This is a genomic window from Mesorhizobium sp. INR15 (assembly GCF_015500075.1).
GTDB lineage: Bacteria > Pseudomonadota > Alphaproteobacteria > Rhizobiales > Rhizobiaceae > Mesorhizobium.
Genome location: NZ_CP045499.1, coordinates 197,648 through 221,426, shown reverse-complemented (window position 1 = coordinate 221,426; position 23,779 = coordinate 197,648). Strand labels below are relative to the sequence as shown.

The 23,779-nt window shown below is 59.9% G+C and carries 25 protein-coding genes and 2 pseudogenes; 18 read left to right on the top strand and 9 right to left on the bottom strand.

Going from position 1 to position 23,779, the window contains the following annotated elements:
- Positions 1-107: 107 nt before the first annotated feature.
- From GA829_RS35335 to GA829_RS35290, 12 genes and pseudogenes are all read left to right on the top strand, one after another.
- A pseudogene (locus GA829_RS35335) lies at positions 108-964 on the top strand (AI-2E family transporter); the annotation flags it as partial.
- Positions 965-1,171: 207 nt separating this feature from the next.
- Complete coding sequence (locus GA829_RS35330) at positions 1,172-1,393, top strand: hypothetical protein (protein ID WP_195180379.1); 222 nt, start codon at positions 1,172-1,174, stop codon at positions 1,391-1,393.
- A 163-nt stretch (positions 1,394-1,556) separates the two neighbouring features.
- The gene (locus tag GA829_RS35325; protein ID WP_195174918.1) at positions 1,557-1,994 is read left to right on the top strand and encodes a hypothetical protein; all 438 of its coding nucleotides are present in this window, start codon (positions 1,557-1,559) and stop codon (positions 1,992-1,994) included.
- Between the two features lie 125 nt (positions 1,995-2,119).
- Positions 2,120-2,291, top strand: a pseudogene (locus GA829_RS37820) (PQQ-dependent sugar dehydrogenase); the annotation flags it as partial.
- 460 nt (positions 2,292-2,751) lie between these two features.
- Positions 2,752-3,195 carry a Ros/MucR family transcriptional regulator gene (locus tag GA829_RS37145; RefSeq protein ID WP_258052468.1) on the top strand — a complete coding sequence of 148 codons (444 nt, stop codon included), beginning with the start codon at positions 2,752-2,754 and terminating at the stop codon, positions 3,193-3,195.
- An 81-nt stretch (positions 3,196-3,276) separates the two neighbouring features.
- The gene (locus tag GA829_RS37455; RefSeq protein ID WP_308462372.1) at positions 3,277-3,480 is read left to right on the top strand and encodes a hypothetical protein; all 204 of its coding nucleotides are present in this window, start codon (positions 3,277-3,279) and stop codon (positions 3,478-3,480) included.
- Positions 3,481-3,694: 214 nt separating this feature from the next.
- Positions 3,695-4,300: a hypothetical protein gene (locus GA829_RS35315; RefSeq protein ID WP_195180377.1), complete on the top strand. Its 606-nt coding sequence runs from the start codon at positions 3,695-3,697 to the stop codon at positions 4,298-4,300.
- A gap of 1 nt (position 4,301) precedes the next feature.
- Positions 4,302-4,964: an ABC transporter ATP-binding protein gene (locus GA829_RS35310; protein ID WP_195180376.1), complete on the top strand. Its 663-nt coding sequence runs from the start codon at positions 4,302-4,304 to the stop codon at positions 4,962-4,964.
- A complete protein-coding gene (locus GA829_RS35305; RefSeq protein WP_258052467.1) occupies positions 4,957-5,637 on the top strand; it encodes an ABC transporter ATP-binding protein in 681 nt (226 codons plus the stop codon). Before GA829_RS35310 ends, GA829_RS35305 begins: the two co-directional genes overlap by 8 nt.
- A complete protein-coding gene (locus GA829_RS35300) occupies positions 5,634-8,288 on the top strand; it encodes an ABC transporter permease (protein ID WP_195180374.1) in 2,655 nt (884 codons plus the stop codon). The genes GA829_RS35305 and GA829_RS35300 overlap by 4 nt, the downstream gene beginning before the upstream one ends.
- 178 nt (positions 8,289-8,466) lie before the next feature.
- Positions 8,467-8,721, top strand: coding sequence for a DUF1344 domain-containing protein (locus tag GA829_RS35295; protein ID WP_195180373.1), 255 nt, complete (start codon positions 8,467-8,469; stop codon positions 8,719-8,721).
- A 595-nt stretch (positions 8,722-9,316) separates the two neighbouring features.
- Positions 9,317-10,762, top strand: coding sequence for an IS4 family transposase (locus GA829_RS35290; protein WP_195178188.1), 1,446 nt, complete (start codon positions 9,317-9,319; stop codon positions 10,760-10,762).
- Between the two features lie 27 nt (positions 10,763-10,789).
- On the opposite strand, the gene GA829_RS35285 is transcribed toward GA829_RS35290, so the two are convergent.
- From GA829_RS35285 to GA829_RS35250, 8 genes are all read right to left on the bottom strand, one after another.
- Positions 10,790-11,005, bottom strand: coding sequence for a hypothetical protein (locus GA829_RS35285; RefSeq protein WP_195180372.1), 216 nt, complete (start codon positions 11,003-11,005; stop codon positions 10,790-10,792).
- Positions 11,006-11,009: 4 nt separating this feature from the next.
- A complete protein-coding gene (gene tnpC, locus GA829_RS35280) occupies positions 11,010-12,578 on the bottom strand; it encodes an IS66 family transposase (protein WP_195180503.1) in 1,569 nt (522 codons plus the stop codon).
- 112 nt (positions 12,579-12,690) lie between these two features.
- Positions 12,691-13,038: an IS66 family insertion sequence element accessory protein TnpB gene (tnpB, locus tag GA829_RS35275; RefSeq protein WP_195180371.1), complete on the bottom strand. Its 348-nt coding sequence runs from the start codon at positions 13,036-13,038 to the stop codon at positions 12,691-12,693.
- Positions 13,035-13,424, bottom strand: coding sequence for a transposase (locus GA829_RS35270; RefSeq protein WP_195180370.1), 390 nt, complete (start codon positions 13,422-13,424; stop codon positions 13,035-13,037). The genes tnpB and GA829_RS35270 overlap by 4 nt, the downstream gene beginning before the upstream one ends.
- Positions 13,425-13,463: 39 nt before the next feature.
- The gene (locus GA829_RS35265) at positions 13,464-13,655 is read right to left on the bottom strand and encodes a hypothetical protein (protein WP_195180369.1); all 192 of its coding nucleotides are present in this window, start codon (positions 13,653-13,655) and stop codon (positions 13,464-13,466) included.
- 52 nt (positions 13,656-13,707) lie between these two features.
- On the bottom strand, positions 13,708-14,949 hold the full coding sequence (locus GA829_RS35260; protein ID WP_258052466.1) for a glycosyltransferase family 87 protein: 1,242 nt from the start codon (positions 14,947-14,949) through the stop codon (positions 13,708-13,710).
- Positions 14,950-15,510 (bottom strand): class I SAM-dependent methyltransferase, encoded by a 561-nt coding sequence (locus GA829_RS35255; RefSeq protein WP_195180368.1) that lies wholly within the window; start codon positions 15,508-15,510, stop codon positions 14,950-14,952.
- Positions 15,511-15,816: 306 nt separating this feature from the next.
- Positions 15,817-16,695 (bottom strand): protein-L-isoaspartate O-methyltransferase family protein, encoded by an 879-nt coding sequence (locus GA829_RS35250; protein ID WP_258052465.1) that lies wholly within the window; start codon positions 16,693-16,695, stop codon positions 15,817-15,819.
- Positions 16,696-17,379: 684 nt separating this feature from the next.
- On the opposite strand from GA829_RS35250, the gene GA829_RS35245 reads away from it, so the two are divergent.
- The 5 genes from GA829_RS35245 (at position 17,380) to GA829_RS35225 (ending at position 21,694) form a co-directional block, all read left to right on the top strand.
- Complete coding sequence (locus GA829_RS35245; RefSeq protein WP_195180367.1) at positions 17,380-17,769, top strand: hypothetical protein; 390 nt, start codon at positions 17,380-17,382, stop codon at positions 17,767-17,769.
- An 80-nt stretch (positions 17,770-17,849) separates the two neighbouring features.
- A complete protein-coding gene (locus GA829_RS35240) occupies positions 17,850-18,632 on the top strand; it encodes a COG4705 family protein (RefSeq protein WP_195180366.1) in 783 nt (260 codons plus the stop codon).
- A gap of 36 nt (positions 18,633-18,668) precedes the next feature.
- Positions 18,669-19,346, top strand: coding sequence for a winged helix-turn-helix domain-containing protein (locus GA829_RS35235; RefSeq protein ID WP_195180365.1), 678 nt, complete (start codon positions 18,669-18,671; stop codon positions 19,344-19,346).
- Positions 19,333-20,733 (top strand): HAMP domain-containing sensor histidine kinase, encoded by a 1,401-nt coding sequence (locus GA829_RS35230; RefSeq protein ID WP_195180364.1) that lies wholly within the window; start codon positions 19,333-19,335, stop codon positions 20,731-20,733. The genes GA829_RS35235 and GA829_RS35230 overlap by 14 nt, the downstream gene beginning before the upstream one ends.
- A gap of 781 nt (positions 20,734-21,514) precedes the next feature.
- Entirely contained in the window at positions 21,515-21,694 is a 180-nt protein-coding gene (locus GA829_RS35225) for a TadE/TadG family type IV pilus assembly protein (RefSeq protein WP_219738846.1), read from the top strand.
- An 18-nt stretch (positions 21,695-21,712) separates the two neighbouring features.
- On the opposite strand, the gene GA829_RS35220 is transcribed toward GA829_RS35225, so the two are convergent.
- A protein-coding gene (locus GA829_RS35220) for an IS3 family transposase (protein ID WP_374940362.1) occupies positions 21,713-22,848 on the bottom strand; the annotation gives its coding sequence in 2 pieces (ribosomal slippage) (positions 21,713-22,578 and positions 22,578-22,848; 1,137 coding nt in all).
- Here GA829_RS35220 and GA829_RS37140 point away from each other — a divergent pair.
- Positions 22,750-23,094, top strand: coding sequence for a helix-turn-helix domain-containing protein (locus GA829_RS37140; RefSeq protein ID WP_258052464.1), 345 nt, complete (start codon positions 22,750-22,752; stop codon positions 23,092-23,094). The two genes, GA829_RS35220 and GA829_RS37140, sit on opposite strands and share 99 nt — an antisense overlap.
- The last annotated feature ends 685 nt before the right edge of the window (positions 23,095-23,779 follow it).

Sequence of the window (23,779 nt, the reverse complement as noted above, 5' to 3'; positions counted from 1 at the left end):
CGGTGAACGACAAAGCGACGTACTGGGCCAAGAACCGGCTAACGACAAACATCATCTCTTTTCGATAGGTGTCTGCGAACATGGCTAACTAAGCTCAGGCTGGGCAAATGTGGAGGGACGAAGTGACAGGCAATAGCGGAAAGGACGTTTCCTCGTCTGTGCGCGGACCAGGAAATATCCTGTCCGACGTAGTTTCGCATCCGCGCACCGGATTGCCGACAGTTGCGACCATCGTCACCACCGTGGCCGCTCTCTATTTCGGCCGTGAGGTGTTCCTGCCGAGCGCCATCGCGCTGCTCCTGACCTTCGCGCTCGCTCCGGTGGTTTCGGCGCTGAAGCGGGTCGGCATCCCCCGCCTTCCTGCCGTCATCGTCAGCGTGCTCGGCGCCTTTGCAGCACTCGCTCTGTTCTCCTTCATTGTCGCTACCCAGGTCAGCGAGCTGGCGCAGAACATTTCACTCTATCAGACCAACATCCTGACCAAGGTGCACTCGCTCAAGGAGACCGGCGTCGGCGGCGGGATCATTGCAAGGTTGAGCAGCGTCATCGAGCGTGTCGGCCAGGAGATCGACAAGCAGGAGCCGGCGCCGCCCGCCGCCGCCGACACACCAAAGCGCGAGCCGGTGCCGGTCGAGATCGTCGCGCGCGAAAAGCCGCTGGATGTTCTGCAGAACATCATCGGCCCTCTGATCCGTCCACTGGCGTCGGCCGGCCTGATCATCATCGTCGTCATCTTCATGCTCTTGGAGCGGGAGGATCTGCGCGACCGTTTCATCCGTCTTGTCGGCTATGGCGACTTGCACCGGACGATGCAGGCGCTGCAGGATGCCGGCACGCGGGTCGGCCGCTATCTGCTGATGCAGCTGGTCGTAAACATCGTCTACGCCATCCCGATAACGATCGGGCTCTGGCTCTCGGCATCCCCAATGCGCTGTTATGGGGGTTGCTGGCGCTGGCGCTGCGTAGGGCAGGAAAATCTGGTCGAGACCGCCCTCTTCGTCGCCGTTGGTGTCCGGCTGCTGCGACCCATGGCCAGAGAAATAGAAGATGACTAGATCGAGCCGCCGGCACCATCAACCGGCTCGCTTCCGGCGACGAGAAGAACGCCGACATCGCCCAGATCGAGCCTGATACATCATTAGCCAGCGACGAGCGTCTGATCTTCGTCGCGGTGCCCGGCCTCGGCAAGGCACACACTGTCTTCGACAATCTCGAGCAGGAGGGCCTTCGCGATGTTCCCGGGATCGAAGATACCGCGCCAGAAATGGCCGAACTGCGTAATCTGGTCTCGACCAGCCTTAACGACATGGCCCAAGGTTCGGTGAGCAAACCACCGCGCATCGAGGAAGACATGTCCATCGATATCCGGCCGTTCACGGTGACGGCGAAATAGACGCTGCCTCTACGGCAGAACGAATTGGCGCCGCCCAGACCGGCGCTAGCAGGATCCGCAAGCTGGTTTCGCCGCGAAGGGGGGCGTGATTGGATTGAGGAGGCGCCGGCGAAACTGATGGGTAACCGGCGGTAGTGAAACGGACACAACAGAGGACTGACCGATGATGAAGAAACTGCTTCTTGCCGGCCTTCTGGCCGCAACCAGCCTGACATCAGGCGCTTCGTTCGCAGAGGACAAAAAGCCTGATATCTCGGCCGCCCAGCAAGCCGAAGGACGCCAGATCCTGGAAACCGCCCGGGCGCTCGAAAGCTATGGCGAAGCGAAGGGCGATCCACTCGCTCTTGTCACCTCCGCCAAGATGGTGGCGAGCGTTCCCGGCCGCGTTCTGGCCGACGGCCAGCAAGGCGACAAGGGTGCCAACTTCGACGTTGAAGCGGTGCTCAAGAAGGCTGAGGGCCTTGCCCAGGGCGATGCGCTGATCACCAAGGTGGCCGCCGACGTCCGCACCATGGCAAAGGCCAATTCCAAGGCCGTCTGCTACTGGCAGTACTACTGCTACTGGAACGGCTACTGCGAATACGCCTATTACTGCTATTGATTTGCGCCCTGGAGAAGCGCCCTGCGGACTGGCCGCAGGGCGCTTCTCCAGGCCCGGGTCATTGGCGCTGCATAGCAGTAGTGACTAGCAAAATTGCGTTAGAGCCCCTTTGCCGGCCGATTGACATATTTGCCGGCGGCCTCCGCAATCCAAACGGCCTCACTTGGGAATTGAAGATAGCTCCCTGTGGGCCGTCGCCAACGAGCGCGCCGAACTTGGTCCGGACCTGGTTCGGGACCACATGGCTTCGGTCAAGGATGGCGCCCTTCTTTGGCTGGCCCTTACGGCTACTATGGCCTTGCCTAGGCCGAAGCTCAGGCCCCGCTGCCGGGTGTATTCGGGGGTAAGCAGCGGGGCCGCGATGGATCGCGTAAATCCATCGGACAGCAGGGTCTGCGCTGCCGTCGTCGACGGTACGGCAAGCCGGAACGGTTCAGCAAATTACGGATTCGTATAGATTGGCCGCCATTTCTTTGTACTCGTTTCCCTTAGTTTTGCGGCGGACATGCTGGACCGCTTGGCCGGCGTGATTCAGGCAAATCCCATTAATGGCGGCGGCCACCTCCCCAACGCGAAACCAATCAATTCCCGAGCCGTATTCCCATCGACGGCAGGCGTACTGCACGGGTTGCTGGCCTGCGGCGCTTGGCCTGCAAACGCTTTTTCTTTAAGAACACATGCGAGACCAATCCGAGCACGACCAGTTGCCCCTCCAACTCGTTCACAACAGAAGTTTGCGCAACGTAGGAGACCGCGCTTGCTGAATGAAACCGACCTGCTCGAAATAACCGCGGACATCGTATCGGCATATGTCAGCAACAACCCGTTGCCAGTCGGCGAGCTTCCGAACCTGATTGCGAGTGTGAACGCCGCGCTGCATGGCGTCGGCCAGCCTGCTATCGAACCTGGGGCAGAGCTCGTTCCAGCCGTAAATCCAAAGCGGTCTGTATTTCCGGACTACATTGTCTGCCTAGATGACGGCAAAAAGTTCAAATCTCTTAAGCGGCATATCAGGACCGACTTCGGCCTGACGCCGGACGCCTACCGCGCCAAGTGGGGCCTGCCGCATGACTACCCGATGGTTGCGCAAAACTACGCTGCGGCACGGTCGGCGCTGGCGAAGGCAAGCGGGCTGGGCCGCAAGCCTGCGCCCGCAGCTCCTTTTAGAAAGCCGGTGGCGAAGCGGAAAGGGAAGGCTTAACTAGACAGCTGTCGACGTTGGCGGCCTTTCTATGTCGCCACGGCAGCATGGCTGACAACGAAAATGGTAAGGAACTCCCAAATGGCTGCTACCGCAGTTTTGGTCTGGTATATTGTGATCGCAGGCCCGCAGGGCGGGATGGTCCTACTGCCCACCACGTTCGATAAACGCGAACAATGCACCGCTGCCATCACCGAGTACCAGAAACAGCCTACACCCGCTGGCTGGTCGGCGCAGTGCGTCCCAAGTGCCTCCCCATTCACTGACAACGGTTCAGCGGAGTGACGTGAAGGACTTTGTATGAGGGAGCACTTGCGTCTGGCGTCCAGCGTAAATTGGACGGCATTGCGGTAAAGATGGTGGACGCCTCGCATGATCGACTTAGCACCCTTATAGGCGACATCGAAAGGTTACCGATCCGTATAAGGGCGGCGACCTCACTGTAAGATTGGTGCCGTAGATTGAATGCTGTTCTCATTCAATTGGAAAGGCCGCAACAATGAAACGCATTTCTCAAGCTAGATCTTATGTCGTGCCGGCTTTATCACTGGCCATGACAATCGGAACCATCGGCGCGTTCTTTCCCGCCGTCGGTGCCCTGCCGGCATTCGCGGCCGAAAAGGCTCTCCCCGCGGAAAATAATCCTCCCGGCGATATCCCAGATTCGCAAATCTTCATCGACTACACTTCGCCGCAGGGCTTCACGATGCAGGTCCCGGAGGGGTGGGCGCGGTCGGATCGTGCCGACGGCGCAAGCTTCATCGACAAGCTCGACGGCGTCATGGTTTTTGAGTCCAAGGCAGATGCCGCACCGACGGTCGAGAGCGTCAAGGCAACATCTGTTCCGGAGCTGGAGAAGTCCGAACGGGCCGTGAAGGTCGCTTTAGTCAAGGAGGTCAAGCTTCCGGCGGGTTCAGCCATCCGCATCGTCTATACGTCGAATTCCGAACCAAATGCCGTTACCAACAAGAAAATCCGGCAGGAGAACGAGCGCTACCTCTATTTCAAGGACGGCAAGCTTGTCACGCTCGAACTCTATGCGCCCAAGGGCGCGGACAATGTCGATCAATGGCAGCTGATGTCCAACTCGTTCAAGTGGAAGTGATATGCCTATCCTTGAGGCGCATGAACTCTACCGGTTCTTCCACATCGGGGATGACGAGACGGCTGCACTGCGTGGCGTCAGTTTCCAGCTGTCCGCCGGTGAGATCGTTGCGGTCACAGGCCCGTCGGGAAGCGGCAAATCCACCCTCCTATCTTGCTTGACCGGCCTGGATGAGCCGGATGGCGGCCATGTGGACGTCTCGGGGATGCGTCTGACCCGCCGATCAGAGGCAGAACGCGCCCGAATTCGCGCGCTCAATTTCGGCATCCTCCTCCAGTCGGGGAACCTGTTTGGGCACCTGACCGTCGAGGGGAACCTCCGCTTTCAGATGCTCCTGGCAGGCAAACCGGACCAGAAGCGTCTCGCCGCGCTCCTGGAGGGAGTAGGCCTTTCGCACCGCGCGACGGCATTTTCAACCCAGCTTTCAGGTGGGGAAACGGCGCGTGCCGGTCTCGCCGTGGCGCTGGCCGCCGACCCTCCCATTCTGGTCGCCGATGAACCAACAGCGGAGGTCGATCGCGAGACGGAATCCCGGCTGATCGGGCACTTCGAGGCGAGACGTGCGGCGGGATTGGCGACACTGCTGGCAACGCACAGCGAAATTCTGGCGCAAAAAGCAGACCGTATCGTCAGGCTCAAAGATGGGAGGATCGTCAATGAGTGAGACGCTGGTCATTGGGAAGGGGCTCGGCCGCGACTTCCGCGACGGAACCGCCGGCCGGATCACGGTTCTTCGCGATGTCGACTGCGAGATCGTCAGCGGTGCGCGCATTGCCTTGGTCGGACCGTCCGGAAGCGGCAAGTCTACCCTTCTGCATATTCTTGGCGGGCTGGACAAGCAGACAACGGGCACTGTCGAATGGCCCGGCCTCGGTTCGTTCGAGGAACTCAGGCCGCGTCACATCGGATTCGTATTCCAGACCCCCAGCCTGTTTCCAGCGCTCACAGCGGTTCAGAATGTCGAATTGCCGCTGATATTGGGCGGCAAAGTCCCCACGGACAACGCCACGGCAATGTCGCTACTTGACGCCTTTGGCCTTGCCGAGGTCGCCGACAAATTGCCAGAGGAGTTGTCAGGAGGGCAGGCGCAGCGGGTCGCAATGGCTCGCGCCCTCGCCATTGGGCCAAAACTCATCCTGGCGGACGAGCCGACGGGGCAGTTGGATAGCGCGACAGCGCAATTCTTCTTCGACGTCGTTCTCAAGAGACTGGAAGACACAGGTGTAGCCCTGGTCGTCGCGACACACGACGAGGCCGTGGCCGCCCGCATGGCAACGCGCTGGACAATGGACCATGGGCGGCTTGCCAGCGGCCGTCTTAGAAACGAGGCGGCATGATGTATCTTCTCTGGGTCCGGGGGATAATTGCCCGCCGTTTTCTGCGCATTGCAGGTTCGATGGCGGGCGTGGCATTGGCGGTCACGCTTCTCGCGGTGGTCGGGCTGTTCCTCGTCAATGCAAGCAACTCCATGACGGCCCGCGCAATCTCGTCCGTGCCGATCGATTGGCAGGTCCAGGTAATCCCAGGAGCCGATCCGGATCTTATCGGGAAGGCGTTGCAAAAGGCTGCGCGGGTGAAGGCGGTGCACCGGGTCCGTTATGCCGATGTCGCTGGTTTTGAGGCGCAGGCCGGGGGCACGACACAGACTACAGGACCCGGACAGGTCGTTGCCTTCGACAGCGGCTATTTGAACGACTTTCCGGCGGAAGTACGGGCCCTTGCTGGGGATACCCACGGCGTGCTCATCGCCCAGCAGACGGCGGCAAACCTTCACGTCGGTCCGGGCGACATGGTTTCGATCAAGAGGGTCGGTCTGCCGCCGGCAGATGTGAAGGTCGCCGGCGTGATCGATCTGCCCGACGCGGATTCGCTGTTTCAGGCGGTGGGCTTGCCGCCTCAGGCAGCCCCTCAGGCGCCACCGGACAACGTACTCATCCTGCCGCAGCAAGACTGGCAGCAATTGTTTGATGCTCAGCAAAAGCAGCGCCCCGACACCGCCCGCTTGCAATTGCACGTGCGCCTGAGCCATGACGCACTCCCTCCCGACCCCGTGTCCGCATACAATTTCGTCGTGGGCGCGGAGAAGAACTTTGAAGCGAAGGTCGCGGGTCAGGCGCTGGTCGCCAACAATCTCGGTGCCCGCCTCGGTGCGGTCCGTCAGGACGCGCTTTATGCCTCCGTTCTGTTCCTGTTTCTCGGCATCCCGGGGATCGCATTGGCCGTGGTCCTCACTTTTGCCGTGACATCCTCGGGCGCCGCACGCCGGCGTATCGAGCAGGCATTGTTGCGTGTGCGCGGTGCCACGACCCCTAGATTCATGTCCTTATCGGCCACCGAAGCTGCAATAGCAGCGATTGGAGGCACCGCAGTCGGGATTGCTGGCACTATCCTGTTCGGCTTTCTGGTTCCCGGCATGCTCGAGACATCCTCGGTCAGCCTTCCGATGCTGGTTTTTGTCATTGGGGTGGGACTGGTTTTAGGTTTCACTGCGTTCCTGTGGCCAGCCTGGCGCGATGCGCGTTGGAGCACGGTAAGTTCTGCACGTCACGCCGTCGTCCGGACAAGTACACCGCTCTGGCAGCGCTTGTGGCTGGATGTTGTCTTGCTTGCCGCCTCTGGGCTGTTCTTCTGGCAGTCGGCAAGCACCGGATATCAGGTCGTGCTTGCGCCCGAAGGCGTCGCCGCATCATCCGTCGACTACAAGGCGTTCATAGCGCCGGCGCTGTTCTGGCTGGGTACAGCCCTGCTAACCATTCGTCTGTCAGCCTCGATCATCTCGGGCAATGGCGGTCTGTTACGTGGGCTAGTCAAGCCGGTATCAGGACCTCTTGCTCCCATCGTGTCGGCGGCATTGTCGAGACAACCACAGCGCTTGACCATCGGCATCGCGATGACCGCGCTGGCGATATCTTTTGCCACGTCAACCGCCATCTTCAACACCACTTACAACGCGCAGGCCCGGGTCGATGCCGAATTGACCAATGGATCCGACGTTACCGTGTTTGGAACAGCCGATAAGCCGGCCGGGAAGCACTTTGCGGCCCTGTCGGCATTGCCAGAGGCAGCGGCAGCCGAACCCATGATGCATCGCTTCGCCTATGTCGGCGCCGACCTGCAGGATCTCTACGGCATTGACCCAAGCCGCATCGAACGCTCAACAACCCTGTCCGACGCCTTTTTCAGCAGCGGCAGCGCGGCCGCCATCCTGCACCGCCTCTCCGCGACGCCCGAAGGCGTGCTCGTGTCGGAGGAAACCGTCCAGGATTTCCAGCTCCAGCAAGGTGACACGATCAACCTGCGGCTCATGAACGTGGGGGATCACCAGTACCATCCGATCCCGTTCAAGTTCATCGGCGTGGCACGCGAATTTCCAACCGCGCCGAAAGATTCGTTTCTCGTCGCCAATGCAACCTATGTGGCCCGCATGACCGGGTCGGATGTGTCCGAGTACGTATTAATGAGAGCGAAAAGCGATCCCCTTGCACTGTCCCGACAAGCCTCGGCATTAGTCACTCTTGACCCGTCGTTGAAAGTTTCAGACATCAGCCAGGCAAAGCATCTCATCGGGTCGAGCCTAACTGCGGTTGACCTTGGTGGATTGACCACGATCGAGTTGAGTTTCGCTGTCGTCATGGCTGCCGCCGCCGCCGGGCTGATGCTGGCGCTGGGATTCACCGAAAGGCGGCGGAACTTCGCCATTCTGAGCGCGGTCGGCGCCAAGCCCCGGCAATTGGCGGCGTTCCTGTGGAGCGAGGGCCTTCTCATTGTTGTCGGCGGCATCATATTCGGTCTGGCATCGGGTCTCATGACGGCCTGGATGCTGGTCAAACTGTTGACCGGCGTGTTCGATCCTCCACCTGAGGCGCTTTCGATACCATGGACCTACCTGGCGATCGTGCTCGGCCTTATGATCGCTTCCGTCGTCGTTGCGGTCTTGTCCGCGAGGCCCTCGCAAGGGCACGACGCCGAGCACCTGCGGGATATCTGACAGCCGATGCTTACCTAACAGTAAAGCCGCGGCCATACCCCTGACAGCTATCAAGCCTAGGGTCGAACCATCCTCTCAAGGTGAGAGGTGATCCGGAACACGAATTATTCTGGATCGCCATAGGTACCGCTAGGGGTTCGAAGCTTTATGCGGGACCTCAACCCAACAGGAAACGAAAATGAAGAAATCAGTCATAGCTACCGCAATGATCCTGGCAGTCGCCACCTCGACTGGGGCCTTTGCCAAGGCAACCACCGGTACGATCACCAGCGTCGACAAAAGTGGTGATGCGATCACGCTGTCCGACGGGCAGACCTTCACCCTTCCCGAAGGCATCGAGGCCGAGAGCTTGAAAGTCGGCGAAAAGGTGAGCGTCACCTACACAACAAAGGCCGGCAAGCTGGCGGTATCGAGCATTCATCAGGCCAAGTAGGCCTCACAGGACAAGGGAAATGGACTGGCTTTGCCAGCCCATTTCCTTTTTCGTCCGGCGTCAGCACCAATGAGGCAGAATTGGGCTAACGCCGGACAGTTAGAGAACCTTGCCTTCGCCACCGCTCACCGAAATATTGTAGACCAAAAGCAGATCGCTGTCGTCTTGGCAGGTCATCACAAGATCGCCTGAGGGGGAAACCGTGAGCGAGCCTGGATCCGTGAGGTTGAGGGTTGCTGTTTCGTCGGTGACTTTCGGCTAACCGCGAATGCGGTCTCGACCGCGACGTCGTGGTCCACAGTAAATTTGCCATGACAGCGGAGGGGCCTGGATTGGTCTTGCCACCCTCGTGTTCCGGGCGGAGGCAGAAACAAAAGCCACGCCACTTTCTAACGTGACATCGTCATAACCACCGCCATGCACGTGGGATTTTCCACCGCTCCGCTCACGCAATCATGGACGAAGTTGGCGTCGCTGTCCTCTTTCCGTAAGCATCCGGCGGGGCTTTCAGTTACCCACATCTCCTACGCGGGATTTGCACCAATTGAATCTTCTGTGATTCTGTCTGTGACGTCGATTCGCGGAGGCGTCACGGATGAGCGGGGACACGGGAGCCGGCGCTGCAGGCTGGCATGACGATGAAGTCATTTCTGCAGGGCTGCCGGACAAACGACTGGCGCGCCGGTTTCACCGTCTGCTTGATCAAGTGTCGGCGGCACCTGGCCAACCCGTCCCGGCCGCTTGCGGCGACTGGGCGGCGACAAAAGCGGCCTATCGTTTCTTCGATAACCCGCGCGTCACCGAGCATGGGATGCTGGCCGGCCATTTTGCCGCGACCGCCATGCGCTGCGCGTCGAGCCCAGGACCAATCCTCATCCTGCAGGATACTACCGAGTTCATCTACAGCCGCGCGCAGCCGGGCAAAATCGGCTTCACCAAGACCATCAACGCCGGGCGTTATAAGGCGGGTCAGCCCAACGTGGTGACCTTGTGCGGTATACTCATGCATTCCAGCCTGGCTATAACCCTTAGCGGCACGCCGCTCGGGCTGACAGCAGCGAAGTTCTGGACACGCACGAAGTTCAAGGGGACCTGGACGCTTAAGCGGCATGTGAACCCCACCCGCGTGCCGATTGAGACGAAGGAAAGCTATCGCTGGCTGGAGAACCTGCGCCAGTCGATGGCGCTCGTGGGCACGCCGGAACGCTGCGTGCATGTGGCCGACCGTGAGAGCGACATCTACGAGCTCTTTTGCCTGGCGCAGGATCTCGGCACGCGCTTTCTGGTGCGGGTGCAGACTAATCGGTTGGCCGCCGTGCCCGCTGGCACAGAGCCGCAGGATGGCGCGCATCGGGTCTTCGCCCAGCTCTCGGCTGCGCCTTGGGCGGGACGCCATTGCGTCGCGATCGGACAGGACGAGACTGCGTGCGTGCACGTGAAGTTCGCCGCCATCGAGACCTTGCCGCCCGTCGGCAAGCAGAAGCGATATAGTCCTCAGCCTCTCACCTACATCCACGCCCTTGAGATCGACCCACCGGTGGACCGGCCGCCGATCGACTGGAAGCTGGTGACCAATCTCCCGGTCGGAGATTTCACCACCGCTATCGAGAAGCTCGAATGGTATTCCCTGCGCTGGAAGGCCGAGGTGTTCCACAAGGTGATGAAGTCTGGCTGCCGCGCTGAAAAGGCGAGGCTTGAGACCGCCGAGCGGCTGGCAAAATTCCTTGCCCTCATCGCGATGGTCAGTTGGCGCATCTTCTTCCTCACCATGTCCGCACGAGAAAAGCCCGAGGCTGAACCGGAGACAGCCCTCACCCCAACCGAAATCGCGACGCTTGATGCCATCAACGCGGCGCGGAGCAAGCCGCGCATCCTGCGCAGGACCCTCGCCACCTATCTGCTCCAAATCGCCATGCTCGGCGGCTACCTCGCACGAAACCACGATCCGCCACCTGGAAACATGGTCGTTTGGCGAGGCGTGACGCGCCTCAATGACATCGGCTTCGGCATCTCAATCGGAACACGCCGACGATGTGGGTAACTGAAAGCCGGCGGGGGCCGCAGGACCTCAACTTTTGGTCGTGCGCTGATCGGCGATCATGTCCCTGAGGGTTTCGAGGCCGAAGGACGTGAAGGCCACGGTCTGGCGTTCGTCCGTGTCGTGGATCCAGACGACGCCGTCCTCCGGGTCCATCTGATCGGCGAACGCCCAGAGCCGATCTTCGGTTTCGCCCAGCATCTGGGCTGCGAGCGTGATGGTGAAGGCGTTGGCGTCGGCGGCCATACCGTCAGGCGGCTTCGCGGTGATCGGCGCGGCCCGTTTGCCAGCTCCACGGCAGCAGTTCCGTGAGCCGGCGCTGGGGTAACCCCGCGATGCGGGTGAGCACGTTGGCAAGCCAGGCCTGCGGGTCGACGCCGTTGAGCTTCGCCGTGGTGATCAGCGTCGCCATGGCGGCGGCGCGCTCTGCGCCGCGGTCGGAGCCGGCGAAGAGCCATGCCTTCCTGCCGAGGGCAAAGCCGCGCAGGCTGCGTTCGGCGGCATTGTTCGTCAGGCAGATGCGCCCGTCGTCGAGGACGAGGGCGAAGCGGCCCCAGCGTTTGAGCATGTAATCGATCGGCTTAGCGACTGACGACGAGCGGGACAGCTTGAGGCGCTGTTCGCCGAGCCAGGCGTGCAGGTCTTCGACGAGCGGCCGGCTCTGCTCCTGCCGGACGCGGCGACGCTCCTCGGCGCTCAAGCCGTTGATCCCGCGTTCTATGTCGAAGAGAGTGTCGATGCGCTTCACCGCTTCCAAGGCGATCGGCGACACGGGCGCGGCGCCGGGCCCGCGCCTCGCGCTCGCGGCGATGTCGGCGAGTTCGAAGAAGCCTCTCCTGGCATGTGACCAGCAAAGCGCCGACATGACCGATCCGCCCGGACGCGCGGGATCATACAATCCGTTGTAGCCGCCATAGGCGTCGGCCTGGAGGATGCCCCGCCAGCCCGCGAGATGCGCGTCCGGGTGCTCCTGTCGCCTGTCGCGCGAGGCGAAGTAGAGGGCCGCAGGCGGATCGGCGCCGCCGAAGGGCCGATCGTCACGAACATAGGTCCAGATCCGGCCCGTGTCAGTCTTGCCCTTGGCCAGGATCGGCACCGTGGTGTCGTCGGCGTGCAGGCGCTCCGCCGCCATGACGTGCCGGGCGATCAGCTCATGCAGCGGCTTCAGCGCCACCGTGGCCGCGCCGACCTGGTCGGCCAGCGTCGAGACGGAGAGGTAGATGCCTTCCCGGGCGTATCTCTCGCTCTGACGGTTCAGCGGCTGGTGCTGCCCGAACTTCTCGAAGAGGATGGTGGCGAGCAGGTTCGGCCCTGCGAAGCCGCGCGGCGTGACGTGGAAGGGCGCGGGCGGCTGCGTGATCGTCTCGCACGCCCGGCAGGTGAACTTCTCGCGGACTGTCTGGATCACCTTCCAGGATCGCGGGACCACCTCCAGCGTCTCGGTGACATCCTCGCCCAGCTTCGACAGCTTCAGCGAGCCGCAGCATGGGCACGAGGTCGGGGCTGGCACAACGACGCGCTCGCGCGGCAGATGCTCGGCGAAGGGCTTACGGACGGGACGGCGGCGTAGGGTGGGTGCAGGCAGCGACGCCTGGCGCGCGGTCGCCTCCGCCGCGATCTCATCTTCCGTGGCGGCCGCCTCAAGCTCCGCGAGCTGGAGCTCCATCTGGTCGATCAACCGCGCCGTGCGCTCGGAGCGCCGGCCGTAGAGCTCTCGCTTCAGCTTCTCGATCATCAGCTTGAGATGGGCGATGAAGGCCTGCGTGCCCGAGGCTGCGGCCTCCGCCTCGATCCTCTTCGCGCGCTCCGCCAGGATCATCGCGTGCGCCGCTGCCAGATCGGTCGGCAGCGATGGCGAAGTCGTCGATGCGGCGGTGTTGCTCACGACCAGGATGGAATCACATCCCTGAGAGAACACAAGCAAAAAGCTCTCATCCGACCGAGGTTGGCCGCCATGTCTCCACTGGATTGCGCCAGTCGATACCGGAGAGAAGATAGCCCATCTGCGCGGGCGTGATCGCGACAACGCCATCCGCCGGCGAAGGCCACAGGAAACGGCCGCGCTCCAGGCGGCGAACGTAGAGGTTCGCCGCCTGCCCGTCGTGCCAAATGATCTTCACCAGGTCGCCGCGCCGCCCGCGGAAGCAGAACAGATGCCCGCCCAACGGATCGCGCTTCAGCACCTCCTGCGCCAGCAGCGCCAGCGAGGCGAAGCCCTTCCTCATGTCGGTGTGGCCCGTAGCCAGCCATACCTTTATGCCGACCGGAACCGGGATCACCTGAACGCCTCAAGGCCCCGCGCGAGCTTCAACACCGCGTCAGTGTCGAACGCGCCCTCGGCGATGATCCGCCGGCCGCAGGACAGGACGATCTCGACCCGCGGCGAGCGGTCCGGCACCGATGCTGGACGGCAATCCTTGCTGTCCTCATCCAGCACCGGTGCCGGACTTGGCGTCACCGGTTCGGGTGCAACCGACAGGGCCAGAAATGTCGCAGGCTCCTGCCGCTCTTCGAGCCGCTCCCGCCATCGATAAATCTGTTGAGCCTGGATACCGTGGCGCTTCGCTGTCCCAACCACATTACCGCTCTTCAGCGCCTCCTCCACGACAGCGCGCTTCTCCTGCGAGCTCCAGCGGCGGCGGCGGACATAGGTCTCATCTTCCACTCCGGCTTCTCCAGCACTGCTGCCGGCACCCATGCCGGATCAGAAGCGAGAAAAACTGAACGTCAGAATGACCTTCAGCAAGGCGGCTTTCCCCGGACGCGTACCTCTTTCCGCACGACCCGGATCTTCTTTGTCGCCGGCGAGCCTCAGGCCGTCATCGTGGCCCTTAACCGTCAGGGTTCTCAGCACCTTGCCGTCGAGCGAATATTGGACGATCTGTCCGGAGGCCACGCCAGTCCGCCATTTGTTGAACGGCACGAGGATGTGAAGCGTGGGTCGCAAATCAGCTATGTGCGAAGGGCCCGGAACCTGGGACGTCATCCCGTGACCTAGCCCAGAACTCCCAGGTTATGGTGCACACGATCACGACCACCACGATCGGCCGGAGCCACGGATTGAAGAATTCATGGATATGGAAGAACACCCCAGTCATCCCGTCCAGGACAAGTGCTGTTGCCAGCGCCACGCGCAACGCCCCTTCTCGTTCTTCCCGCCACAGCAAGGCGATGGCAACACCAGCGGGCACGGCGATCATGGCGTAAGTATTGGGCTCGACGCGTGGATTGAACACGCACATGTAAAAGGCAGCCAGAACGAATATGGCCAATCCCGCCGGACCCCGCTCGACCTTTCGGTCAAACCAAAGGACGGCCGAGAGCGTCATCAATGCCGTGATGACCCGCACGGTCGTGGCGTCACGTTCAGGGATGGGATAGCCGGCTGAAGCGAAAACCGAAGTGAAGTCGGCAGGTTCAAAGGGGCCGCTTCTGTCGACGGCCATCGACACCAGCATCTGGAAGAAATCGCGATACTGATCGTTGATGTAGCCAAGGGGCGCAAACGCATAAGGGATGACGAGCACCACCAGAAGCGCCGATGCGAGCACCGGTATCAGCCGCGGGCGAAGAGCCGCCACCAGCAGCATCATGACGATTGCCGTCGGCTTTGCGATGATCGCAAGGGACGCCCAAAGGAACGTCTCCGCGCGTCGGCCCTCGAGCGCCGACATGGTGAGCAGCCAGCAGGCGCCGGTCAGGAGTATCGTGGCCTGGCCATTGCGGATCGCTCCGAGCGCCATGGGCAGCGCCAACACGAGGCCGAAGGAAAGCAGCCAGTTCAGGTCATGACCGCCAAGCTTTCGGACCTGCCGCAGAACGGCAAGCATCAACACGCCAAAGCAGATCGCACGCCACACCACGTCGCCAAGATGATGTCCAAGCGCCAGAAGCGGCGAATAGAACGCGGCGAAGGCAGGCGCGTAGAGATAACCCATCTCGAGCTGGACATTATAGAGCGGTCGCCCGGCCACGAAGGCTTCGGCGCCGTTCCTGTAAACGAACACTACCGAGCGCGTATCGAGCGACAACTGAGCCAGCAAGGCCGTTACAAGGAAGCCAACAATCCACAGGCATAAACCCAAACGGTCGAAGACCGGCTTGGAAATCGTCATGACACCCCCATACGTGAAAACTGAAAGCTGATGAGCGACAGGCCTTTGTGCACCGAGCAGATGTTTTCGGCGCATTTACCGCTTGCATAGTCGTGCCACCAGGCCGCGAAATCCGAACGGCAACCATACCTTTTGGATCTCGATCCGATCTGACGCAAATGCGCTCTTGCCCAGGAAATCCTCCATACTTTTTAGATCAAATGTTTGCTGGGTTTCAGGGCCAATGAATTGCAACTTCCTCATGGAAGAGCAATCCGTCGCATAGATCGACAGTATTCCGCCCGGACGCAGAACCCTATGGGCTTCTGCCAGGGCCGTTCCGGTCGGAGAACAGAAATAGATGACGTTGACGGCCAGAATTTTGTCGACCGATGCGTTTTGGAGCGGCAGTTGCTCGAAGGTGCCCTCGAATAGTTTCAGCTTTCCATCGCCGATCGCGGTCCGATTTCGTGCCTGGGCTAGACGAACCATCGCTGGCGACCGATCAACCCCGGTAATCGTACCGCCATGCGCGAGCCGGCTCATTGCCTTTAGTGCCCAGCCCGGTCCAAATCCGATTTCGAGCACATCGTCCCGTTTGGCGATGTCCAGTCGTTCGATGGCCTGCTTGTTTGGCAGGTAGTTTATCAGACCCATGACTACCCCGGCCACACGGCCGCATATGCCTTCGGGCAAGGAAAACTGTTGCGCAATGAAATCGTGCGGGCCCAGGCCGCCAACGCTATCGGGGGGGGGTAACGACTGCATCACGCGAAGCAGCCTCAAAGATTTGCCAGCTAGGTGGATCTTGAAAGGTGAGACCGTCGCCCGCGCTACATATGTCGATCCTCGGAACCGAAGTTATTACGGCCAGCTCCTGGGCTTCTTCATCTAACATTCATGATGCTTTTTAAAGGCTTCGCCGAAGGCGCTTCTGCGTCAAGGCTCGCGGGAAGGGGGCGGTCAATCGCCGTTGTGCGTGCCGCTGATGCCGGATTGGCCGAGTTTTGTGAATGGTACGAAAGACAAGGTTCCGCCCTGATAGATGTCGGAACGCGCAACAGTGATGCCACCGTCGGTTGCCTGCTTCTTGGTGACCTTCAGCACATGCTGGGCTCCGGGCGGCCCGACCGGGATGACCATGATGCCGTTGGGCCGCAGCTGCTGCAGCAGGGGCGGCGGAATGTGGTCGATGCCGCAGGTGACGATGATCCTGTCGAACGGCGCCTCTTCCTTCAGGCCGTAATAGCCATCGCCCGTATGGGTCGAGATATTTTTGTACTCGGCATAGCCCTCCGCTATGAGCGCGTCGTAGACGCCGCGCGTGCGGGCGGCCAGCGGCTTGATGATCTCGATCGAATACACCTTGTCGGTGAGATAAGAGAGATAGGCGGACTGGTATCCAGAGCCGGTGCCAATCTCCAGCACCTTGTCGCCGTGGCGCACATCTATGGAATTGGTCATGCGGGCAACGGTGTGCGGCCCGGTAATGGTCACGCCATAGCCGATGTCGAGATAGTGCCATTCATAGGCACGCGCGATGTTCGACTTGGTGACGAAGCGTTCGCGCGGAGTCAGCAGATAGGCGCGCTTGTCGCGATCGTCCCATACGTCCTTGTGGACGATCAACTGCTCGAAACGGTCCCAGCGCTGGCCGAGGAAATCAGGTGTTTCGCCGCGATTCCTTTGCATCCACTGGATGTAATCCGCCTTGCCGGTCAGGGGAGGGCCGGCGGGGGTGCCCAGAGGCGCCGGAACCCTAGCGGCCGCGGTGCTCGCGAAGGCTGCGGAAACCAGTCCTCCCGCACCGCAGAGCATCAACTCGCGCCGACTCAGAGCCATGGGCGTTTCACCTTTTCAACATCTGGGCAGCATCGCTAAAACAGGCTTCTACTTTTATAGAGCCCGGCCAGCACCCGGCTGCTCCGATTGTACTGCCGCGACCATAGACATCCTGGTTGAAGGCCAGATTACCGGTACTATACAAAGTGGTAAGGTTTCAGGGCTGGGGGCCAGCGGAGGCGTTCAATGCCGCGACCGCCTTCGGGAAGCGTCCGGCTTGACGCGGATGGACTGCCTCGCCTGTCGTCGGCGCTTGTGGTCGGTCTGGCCTAGGGCCATGCGTGACATTGTCGGCATCAATGGTTCTGATCCAGCCAGGTGGGATCGGTACAATGGCAAGTGCCGGGGCTGGTGACTGGAAAAATGCCAGGCGCGGTCATGATGCGTTCACCGGGTTTGCCGATGTGCCGACTTCCCGCACCGTTCGATCGTCGGGTGCTCATCATCGACCGCACCATGATCGGCCGGGACAGCCGGTCTACACACTCAGCGCTATCTGGCAGAACTGGCCGAGTGCGTGCGATTTAGCTGATCTATATTACCGATTTGTAAGCCTTTGGACATGTCGTCGAAAGTTATGCCTCTTATCCTTTGACCGCGTCCGTAACCAAAGAGCCGGCGCGGCTCAGTAATTCAAACAAATCGGTCTGAATTGGCCCTTCCGCATAACCTCAGAGGTCATTGATGAAACAAATCCTACTCGCCCTGGTCCTCATAGCCGTGCCAGCGGCAGCCTTTACCGGTTATCAAGTCTATGCAAAAAGCACGCCTGTCTCCACGGCCGGCTTAGGGGATTTGACTGCATTTAAGACCATAATCACTGATGTCGAGGCGTTCGCAACGAAGGGTGACTTGGCTGGAGCCGCAGCGCGAATCACCGACTACGAGTCGGCCTGGGATCATGGCCAAACTGCCATTCGACCGTTGAACCCCACCTATTGGGGCAATGTTGACGAAGCTTCGGACGCGGCACTGAAAGCCTTGCGGGAAGCTTCACCATCGGCTGATAAAGTCAAGAAGACGCTGGACGCTTTGATGGCCGCCCTAAGCGATCCATCTCAGCCCGTTCAATAACAACAAATCGCCTCGGCGAACAATGGATACATGTCCATCGTCGATTGCAGGACCTTTGCCCTCAAAAAAGGAATCGCTCAATGTCTCGAGCAGAGAACGACGACGCAGCTGCAGTTTACAATCGCGTCCCAAAGGTAACCTTCGATTTTTGGCTGATCAAGCTCATGGCGGTGACCATGGGAGAGACCGCTGCCGATTACCTGAACATCAAGCTCGGGCTTGGGCTGACAATGACGTCGCTGCTTATGTCCGGCGTTCTTTTGGCGGCGTTGGTCTGGCAATTCGCTCAGAAGAAATATGTTCCCGCTCCCTATTGGACATCGGTAGTGCTGATTAGTATTGTTGGCACCCTGATCACTGACAATCTCGTCGACAATTTCCATATCCCTCTTCAAGTGACGACCGTGGTCTTCGCGGTAGCATTGTCATTAACGTTCATACTCTGGCACCGGTCCGAGCGGACACTTTCAATCCATTCAATTTTCAATAGCCGACGAGAAACATTCTATTGGCTTGCCATCTTGTTTACTTTTGCTCTCGGCACTGCTGCCGGAGATTTGGTGGCCGAACAATTCTCAATCGGATATTTAGCTTCAGGGGTTTTATTCGCTATGGTTATCGCCTCGCTAAGTTTTGGATATTTCGTCTTGAAGTTGGACGCGATCCTCGGATTTTGGCTTGTATATATATTGACGCGTCCGTTGGGCGCTTCGATTGGTGATTTCATGTCTCAACCAGCTCAATACGGTGGGCTAGGGTTTGGCACCATTATTACAAGCGCGATCTTCCTAACGGCGATAGTCGTAATCGTCGCATATATGAGTGTACGCCATGAGGGTGAGGAGCTGGCTAGTGAGGCGTGAAAAGTGAGTTTCGCCCCCGAATAGCCAAGGTAACTTATGCGCCTTCTTCTTGTCGAAGACGATCTGCGAACGGCCGATTATGTCATGAAAGGCCTGAGCGAGGCGGGTCATGTCTGCGATCTCTTTCGAAACGGGCATGACGCCTTCTTCGCCGCTACGCGCGGGGCCTATGACGTGATCATCGCGGACCGGATGATTCCCGGTCTGGATGGTCTTTCCATGATCAAGGCGGTTCGCGCAGCCGGTGTACGCACGCCAACGATCTTTCTGACATCGATCGGTGGCGTCGACGATCGGGTCGAAGGGCTTGAGGCCGGCGGCGACGATTACCTTGTCAAGCCGTTTTCCTTTTCCGAGCTGCTCGCTCGCATCTACGCCCTCAGCCGCCGTCCGGCGGCGCAAGAACAGAAAACCACCTTACGGGTTGGCGACCTCGAGATGGATCTGATCATGCGCCGTGTCACCCGACAGGGTCATGCAATCGAGCTCCAACGGCGGGAGTTCAGCCTGCTGGAAGTCTTGATGCGCGGCGAAGGGCGGGTGATAACCCGGACGATGCTGCTGGAACGCGTCTGGGATTTCCATTTCGATCCCAAGACCAGCGTGGTCGAAACCCATATCAGCCGGCTGCGCACCAAGATCGACAAGCCGTTCGAAAGCCAGCTTATCCATACGGTCCGCAACACGGGCTACAGCCTGCATGAACCGCTTTAGCCTGCTTCGCAGCACGCCATTCCGGCTTGCGCTGACATTCGCGTTCCTGTTCGTGCTTGCCTTCGTGCTATCGGGCTCCATCGTGTATCAGATGATGAGTGCCAATCTCAATAGTCGCCTCGATCGATCGATCCGCGAGACCTACTCGATCATAGCGGCCACGTATGGCGGCAATGACATTGATGATCTGATCGCAACAGTCGAAAGCCACATGTCGATGAGTCCCACGAAAGAGCAGCTCTTCTCGCTGGCCAACTCTTCCGGCAAACAGTTAGCCGGAAACTTTGTCGCGACGGCACTTCCAGAAGGATTTTCTGTAATCAGCGCGAATGCACCAGGAGTGCCCGCCGATGCGGCCTACCGAGCCTATTCCGGTTCGATCGGAGGAAACAACCTGACCGTCGCGTTCAACCTTTCGGAGACCGAGGAGCTGGAGCAGATCGTTCTGATGAGTTTTGGCTGGGGAACGCTGATCATTACGGGCCTGGCCCTGACCGGAGGTGCCTTGCTGGCTTCGCGTGTCCAGCGCCGCCTGGACGGAATTGCCGCGACGATGGTGGAGGTTTCGCATGGAACACTTGACGCACGCATTCCACTCATAGGAAGTGGCGATGACATCGACGTTGTCTCCGGCCAAGTCAATGCCGCGCTCGACCGCCTGTCGGCACTTGTCGACGGTATGAAGCAAGTCAGCGCCAACATCGCGCATGATCTGAAGACACCGTTGAATCGCCTCCAGCTGATTTTGGATGTTGCGTCCCAGAAAACCGCTTCCGGCCAAGAGGTTTCCGACGATCTGGTGGAAGCGCGCGCCGAAGGTACTCAGATCAACGAGACCTTCGACGCACTACTGCGCATCGCCCAGATCGAAGCCGGCGCGCGAAAAGCACGCTTCACCGATCTGGATCTCAGTGAGGTGGTGGAAACCATCGCCGAAATCTACGCCGACGTTGCCGAGGATGACGGAAAATCGCTTTCGTCCATTGCGCTTCAGTCGGGAAATGTAATCCACGGGGACCGCGAACTGCTGACGCAGCTCTTCGCCAATCTAGTTGAAAATGCCTTGCGGCACTGCCCCACAGGCACTTCCATCGAATTGTCGGTGATCCGGCAGGCAGACCATATTCTGGCAAAGGTCAGCGACAATGGACCCGGCATTCCCGCCGGGGAGCGCGAGAAGGTGTTTCAGCGGCTCTACCGGCTCGATAGCAGCCGGTCCACGCCCGGAAGCGGTCTCGGCCTCAGCCTGGTGCGTGCCATAGTCGATCTGCACGGGGCGACTGCTGTTCTTCAGGACTGCCAACCGGGTTTGGCGGTGGTAGTAAGCTTTCCGGTCACGAAATCGTCGACTTCGCAAATACGAAGCGGAAGCCAAGCTTACCGTTGAACCAGCGACCTGCAGGGGCCAATTCGATGATTTTGTAAGCATAATCAATGTCATACGTTTGCGGAATCTTGCTCCGATGCCGTATTCATTCTCACGACAGCAATGCACTGCTCTTTCCGGCCTGCCGATCTACCGCGGTATATTTTGGCATTGAACCTTCGTCGCTGCGCCGATTCCGATCATGCCCCGCAGTCCGATCGACAGCCTCTCGCACAGGAACACAGCATTCAATCTCCATGGAGGCAGCGCTGTGGCCTGCGGCTTCGTCCAATAGTTTTTATCGACGCTCGCACCATGGCGCATCTCGTTCGGCGGCTACCGCGCCGCCAATCTAAAAACCCTCTATATGCGGAGCTTCACACGACCTGACAGGTCCCAATGGTTTGGCTGCACTGGTGCGCGACGCCGTCGCCGATCCTTTCGCACGAAACGCTGAAAAGCTCCTATCCGATCACGCATCACGCATCGCGTTGTCGGCACTGAATTTTCTCTAGGCCATGGCTCGCGCTTCGTATCAGAAAATCCGCCCCTGTCGCCCATATCGCTGGGGTGCAGGGTTTGCGGAATTAGTCGTCTGCTTCGAACCGGTTACACCCATCCCCTTACGGCGAACTGCGGGTTTGGCCCGCCATGTCTTGATGTAGATATGGCCTACCGGCCCCGCCCCTTGGTTAACAGGCATCAAAAAGCGCTGTTGATATTGGACACATCTCACCAACCTGAAATTTAATGTTTTGTGGGAATTTGGCGATTCAAATTGGGTCGGCGGAGCATCTGGAGTATGATTAGACAATTCGGAAGCGACAGGCGTGGCAACTATGCACTGATGACAGTGCTGGCGATGGTGCCGCTGATGGGTGCCCTTGCGATAGGCGTCGACTACACCGAACTGACGCGCCAACGGCAGGACACGTTGAATGAGGTGGTCCCGCTTGGTGAGACAGTTTGGCGGCTTGGCTAAGGTGGATCGGGGTTGTTTCTACGCCGCCAATAGCTCCGTCATTTCTGCGATAGCATAGACCTCGTCGGGCGTCCTGCCGGAGAAGGTAGAGTGCGGGCGCAGCCGATTGTAATAGTCAATCCAGGAACCGATGCCTTTGCGCGCCTCGCTGCCGGTCTCGAAGGCGCTGAGGAAGACGCATTCGTATTTGAGGCTTCGCCATAGCCGCTCGATGAAGACGTTGTCCATCCAGCGGCCGCGCCCGTCCATGGAGATGCGGATCCCAGCGTCCTTCAGCGTCGACGTGAAGGCGAAGCTGGTGAACTGGCTTCCCTGATCCGTGTTGAACATGTCGGGCCTGCCGTAGCGGGCGATCGCCTCTTCAAGCGCGGCAACGCAGAAGTCGGCATCCATCGTGTTCGACAGCCGCCAGGCGAGCACCTTGCGGCTGAACCAGTCCATGACGGCGACGAGGTAGAGAAAGCCGCGCCGCATCGGGATATAGGTCACGTCGGCGCACCAGACCTGGTCCGGCCGTTCGATCGCCAGGTGCCGCAGCAGGTAGGGATAGATGCGGTGCTGAGGATGCGGCGTGCTGGTCTTCGGCGCCTGGTAGATCGGCGATAAGCCAATCTTGCGCATCAGCCGCCGGACCCGCTTGCGGCCGACGCAGCAACCCTGACGCCGCAGATGCCGCGCCATCTGTCTGGAGCCATACCAGGGCATTTCCATGAAGGCCTCGTCGATGACGCGCATCAGTTTGAGGGTCTCGGGCGTCTCGTCGACGGGCTGTCGATAGAATGACGCCCGCGAGATCGAGACAAGCTCGCACTGGCGGCGGATCGAGAGCCGTGGGTGATCGGGATTGATCATCATTCTCCTCCGATCCAGGCTCAGCGATCGAAGGTCTTGGCCAAAAAATCCCGCTCGACCACGAGCTGGCCGATCTTGGCGTGAAGCTTCGTTACCTCGGCTTCCCGGCCGACCTGCGCATCCGCGGCCTTGTCGTCGAACGCCTTGGCCAGGTTCTCGATGGCCTGCCGCTTCCACTGCGTGATCTGGTTGGGGTGAAGCTGATGCTTCGTCGCCAGTTCAGAAATCGTCCGCTCGCCGCGGATCGCCTCAAGCGCAACCTTGGCCTTGAAATCGGCCGTAAACCGTCTGCGTGTCTTCATACTGGATCGTCCTCTTCATCGGGCGATCCACCTTATGCCCCTGTCTCAAAATCCGGCACCACCTCAAAGACGCTGCTTGAGGTTAGCGACTTGCATATGAGCGAGATAGGGTTTCGCTGTGGCTTCACCAATGCTGAACACTTTAGCCGGGCCTTCAAGCGCCAAACAGGTCAGACACCTACGGAATTCAGAAACGCCTCCCGCGCTTTAAATCCACATGCGTCAAGACGGTTTATGATGGGTTAGGCCTGCAACGAATGTCCGCTTTTCGGCACAAATTTGGTCCGGAAAATGCATCACTGCATTGTTCGACTCGATGCCGCCGGCTGATGGCGAGGGATCGGAATCTCGGCATCGCATCTTTCGATCGTTGCGCATGGTGATGCATGGAACGCGGAAGATCCCCAAGAGGTTGACCGTCCCAGTGTCCAATTTGCTTGTAACCATCTAAATGCGTTTGACCGGAGACATGGCCATAGCGTATCAATTGCTGCGTCGGCTGCTGGCAGTCCGAATGCCTCGGGCGGGGTTCAGAGATGAAACAGGTAACGGCGAGCTCGGGGCCAAATCTGCTGGCGTTTGCTGGCTGTATGCTGAGCTTGGCTGTGCAGAGGCGGAAGCTCAGTCTCGCAGTGACATCTACCAGTCGACGCCGCCTTGGTTGCCTAGTCTGGATCGATGTTGAGCAGGGTCGATAGACGAGTGGTAACTTAAGGTGGGTGGCAACGTGCGCGTTGGGGGCTCGAAGGGTACAAGCCCTCGACGGAGCATTCCTGGTCGCCATGGGCTGCGCAATTGTTGTCGGGGAATGGCTTTCCATGACCGAGCGTCGCCTTGTGATATTTCATTGAAGCTACCAGCGGAGCCGGCCCTTGCTATTCGACCTTAGCGAGCTCGCTTTCTCCGACCTTGATAGGCTCGAAACGCTTTG

Bases quoted from the DNA above. Each gene is read 5' to 3' on its own strand.
- GA829_RS35300 (WP_195180374.1), top strand. From the start codon at position 5,634: ATGATGTATCTTCTCTGGGTCCGGGGGATAATTGCCCGCCGTTTTCTG.
- GA829_RS35255 (WP_195180368.1), bottom strand. From the start codon at position 15,510: ATGGGTCTGATAAACTACCTGCCAAACAAGCAGGCCATCGAACGACTG.
- tnpC (WP_195180503.1), bottom strand. From the start codon at position 12,578: ATGATCCTGGCGGAGCGCGCGAAGAGGATCGAGGCGGAGGCCGCAGCC.
- GA829_RS35250 (WP_258052465.1), bottom strand. From the start codon at position 16,695: ATGGCTCTGAGTCGGCGCGAGTTGATGCTCTGCGGTGCGGGAGGACTG.
- GA829_RS37455 (WP_308462372.1), top strand. From the start codon at position 3,277: ATGGCTGCTACCGCAGTTTTGGTCTGGTATATTGTGATCGCAGGCCCG.
- GA829_RS35310 (WP_195180376.1), top strand. From the start codon at position 4,302: ATGCCTATCCTTGAGGCGCATGAACTCTACCGGTTCTTCCACATCGGG.
- GA829_RS35245 (WP_195180367.1), top strand. From the start codon at position 17,380: ATGAAACAAATCCTACTCGCCCTGGTCCTCATAGCCGTGCCAGCGGCA.
- GA829_RS35305 (WP_258052467.1), top strand. From the start codon at position 4,957: ATGAGTGAGACGCTGGTCATTGGGAAGGGGCTCGGCCGCGACTTCCGC.
- GA829_RS35235 (WP_195180365.1), top strand. From the start codon at position 18,669: ATGCGCCTTCTTCTTGTCGAAGACGATCTGCGAACGGCCGATTATGTC.
- GA829_RS35240 (WP_195180366.1), top strand. From the start codon at position 17,850: ATGTCTCGAGCAGAGAACGACGACGCAGCTGCAGTTTACAATCGCGTC.
- GA829_RS35260 (WP_258052466.1), bottom strand. From the start codon at position 14,949: ATGCGCCGAAAACATCTGCTCGGTGCACAAAGGCCTGTCGCTCATCAG.
- GA829_RS35285 (WP_195180372.1), bottom strand. From the start codon at position 11,005: ATGGCCGCCGACGCCAACGCCTTCACCATCACGCTCGCAGCCCAGATG.
- GA829_RS35225 (WP_219738846.1), top strand. From the start codon at position 21,515: ATGATTAGACAATTCGGAAGCGACAGGCGTGGCAACTATGCACTGATG.
- GA829_RS35290 (WP_195178188.1), top strand. From the start codon at position 9,317: ATGAGCGGGGACACGGGAGCCGGCGCTGCAGGCTGGCATGACGATGAA.
- GA829_RS35230 (WP_195180364.1), top strand. From the start codon at position 19,333: ATGAACCGCTTTAGCCTGCTTCGCAGCACGCCATTCCGGCTTGCGCTG.
- GA829_RS35315 (WP_195180377.1), top strand. From the start codon at position 3,695: ATGAAACGCATTTCTCAAGCTAGATCTTATGTCGTGCCGGCTTTATCA.
- GA829_RS35325 (WP_195174918.1), top strand. From the start codon at position 1,557: ATGATGAAGAAACTGCTTCTTGCCGGCCTTCTGGCCGCAACCAGCCTG.
- GA829_RS37140 (WP_258052464.1), top strand. From the start codon at position 22,750: ATGCTTCGTCGCCAGTTCAGAAATCGTCCGCTCGCCGCGGATCGCCTC.
- GA829_RS35295 (WP_195180373.1), top strand. From the start codon at position 8,467: ATGAAGAAATCAGTCATAGCTACCGCAATGATCCTGGCAGTCGCCACC.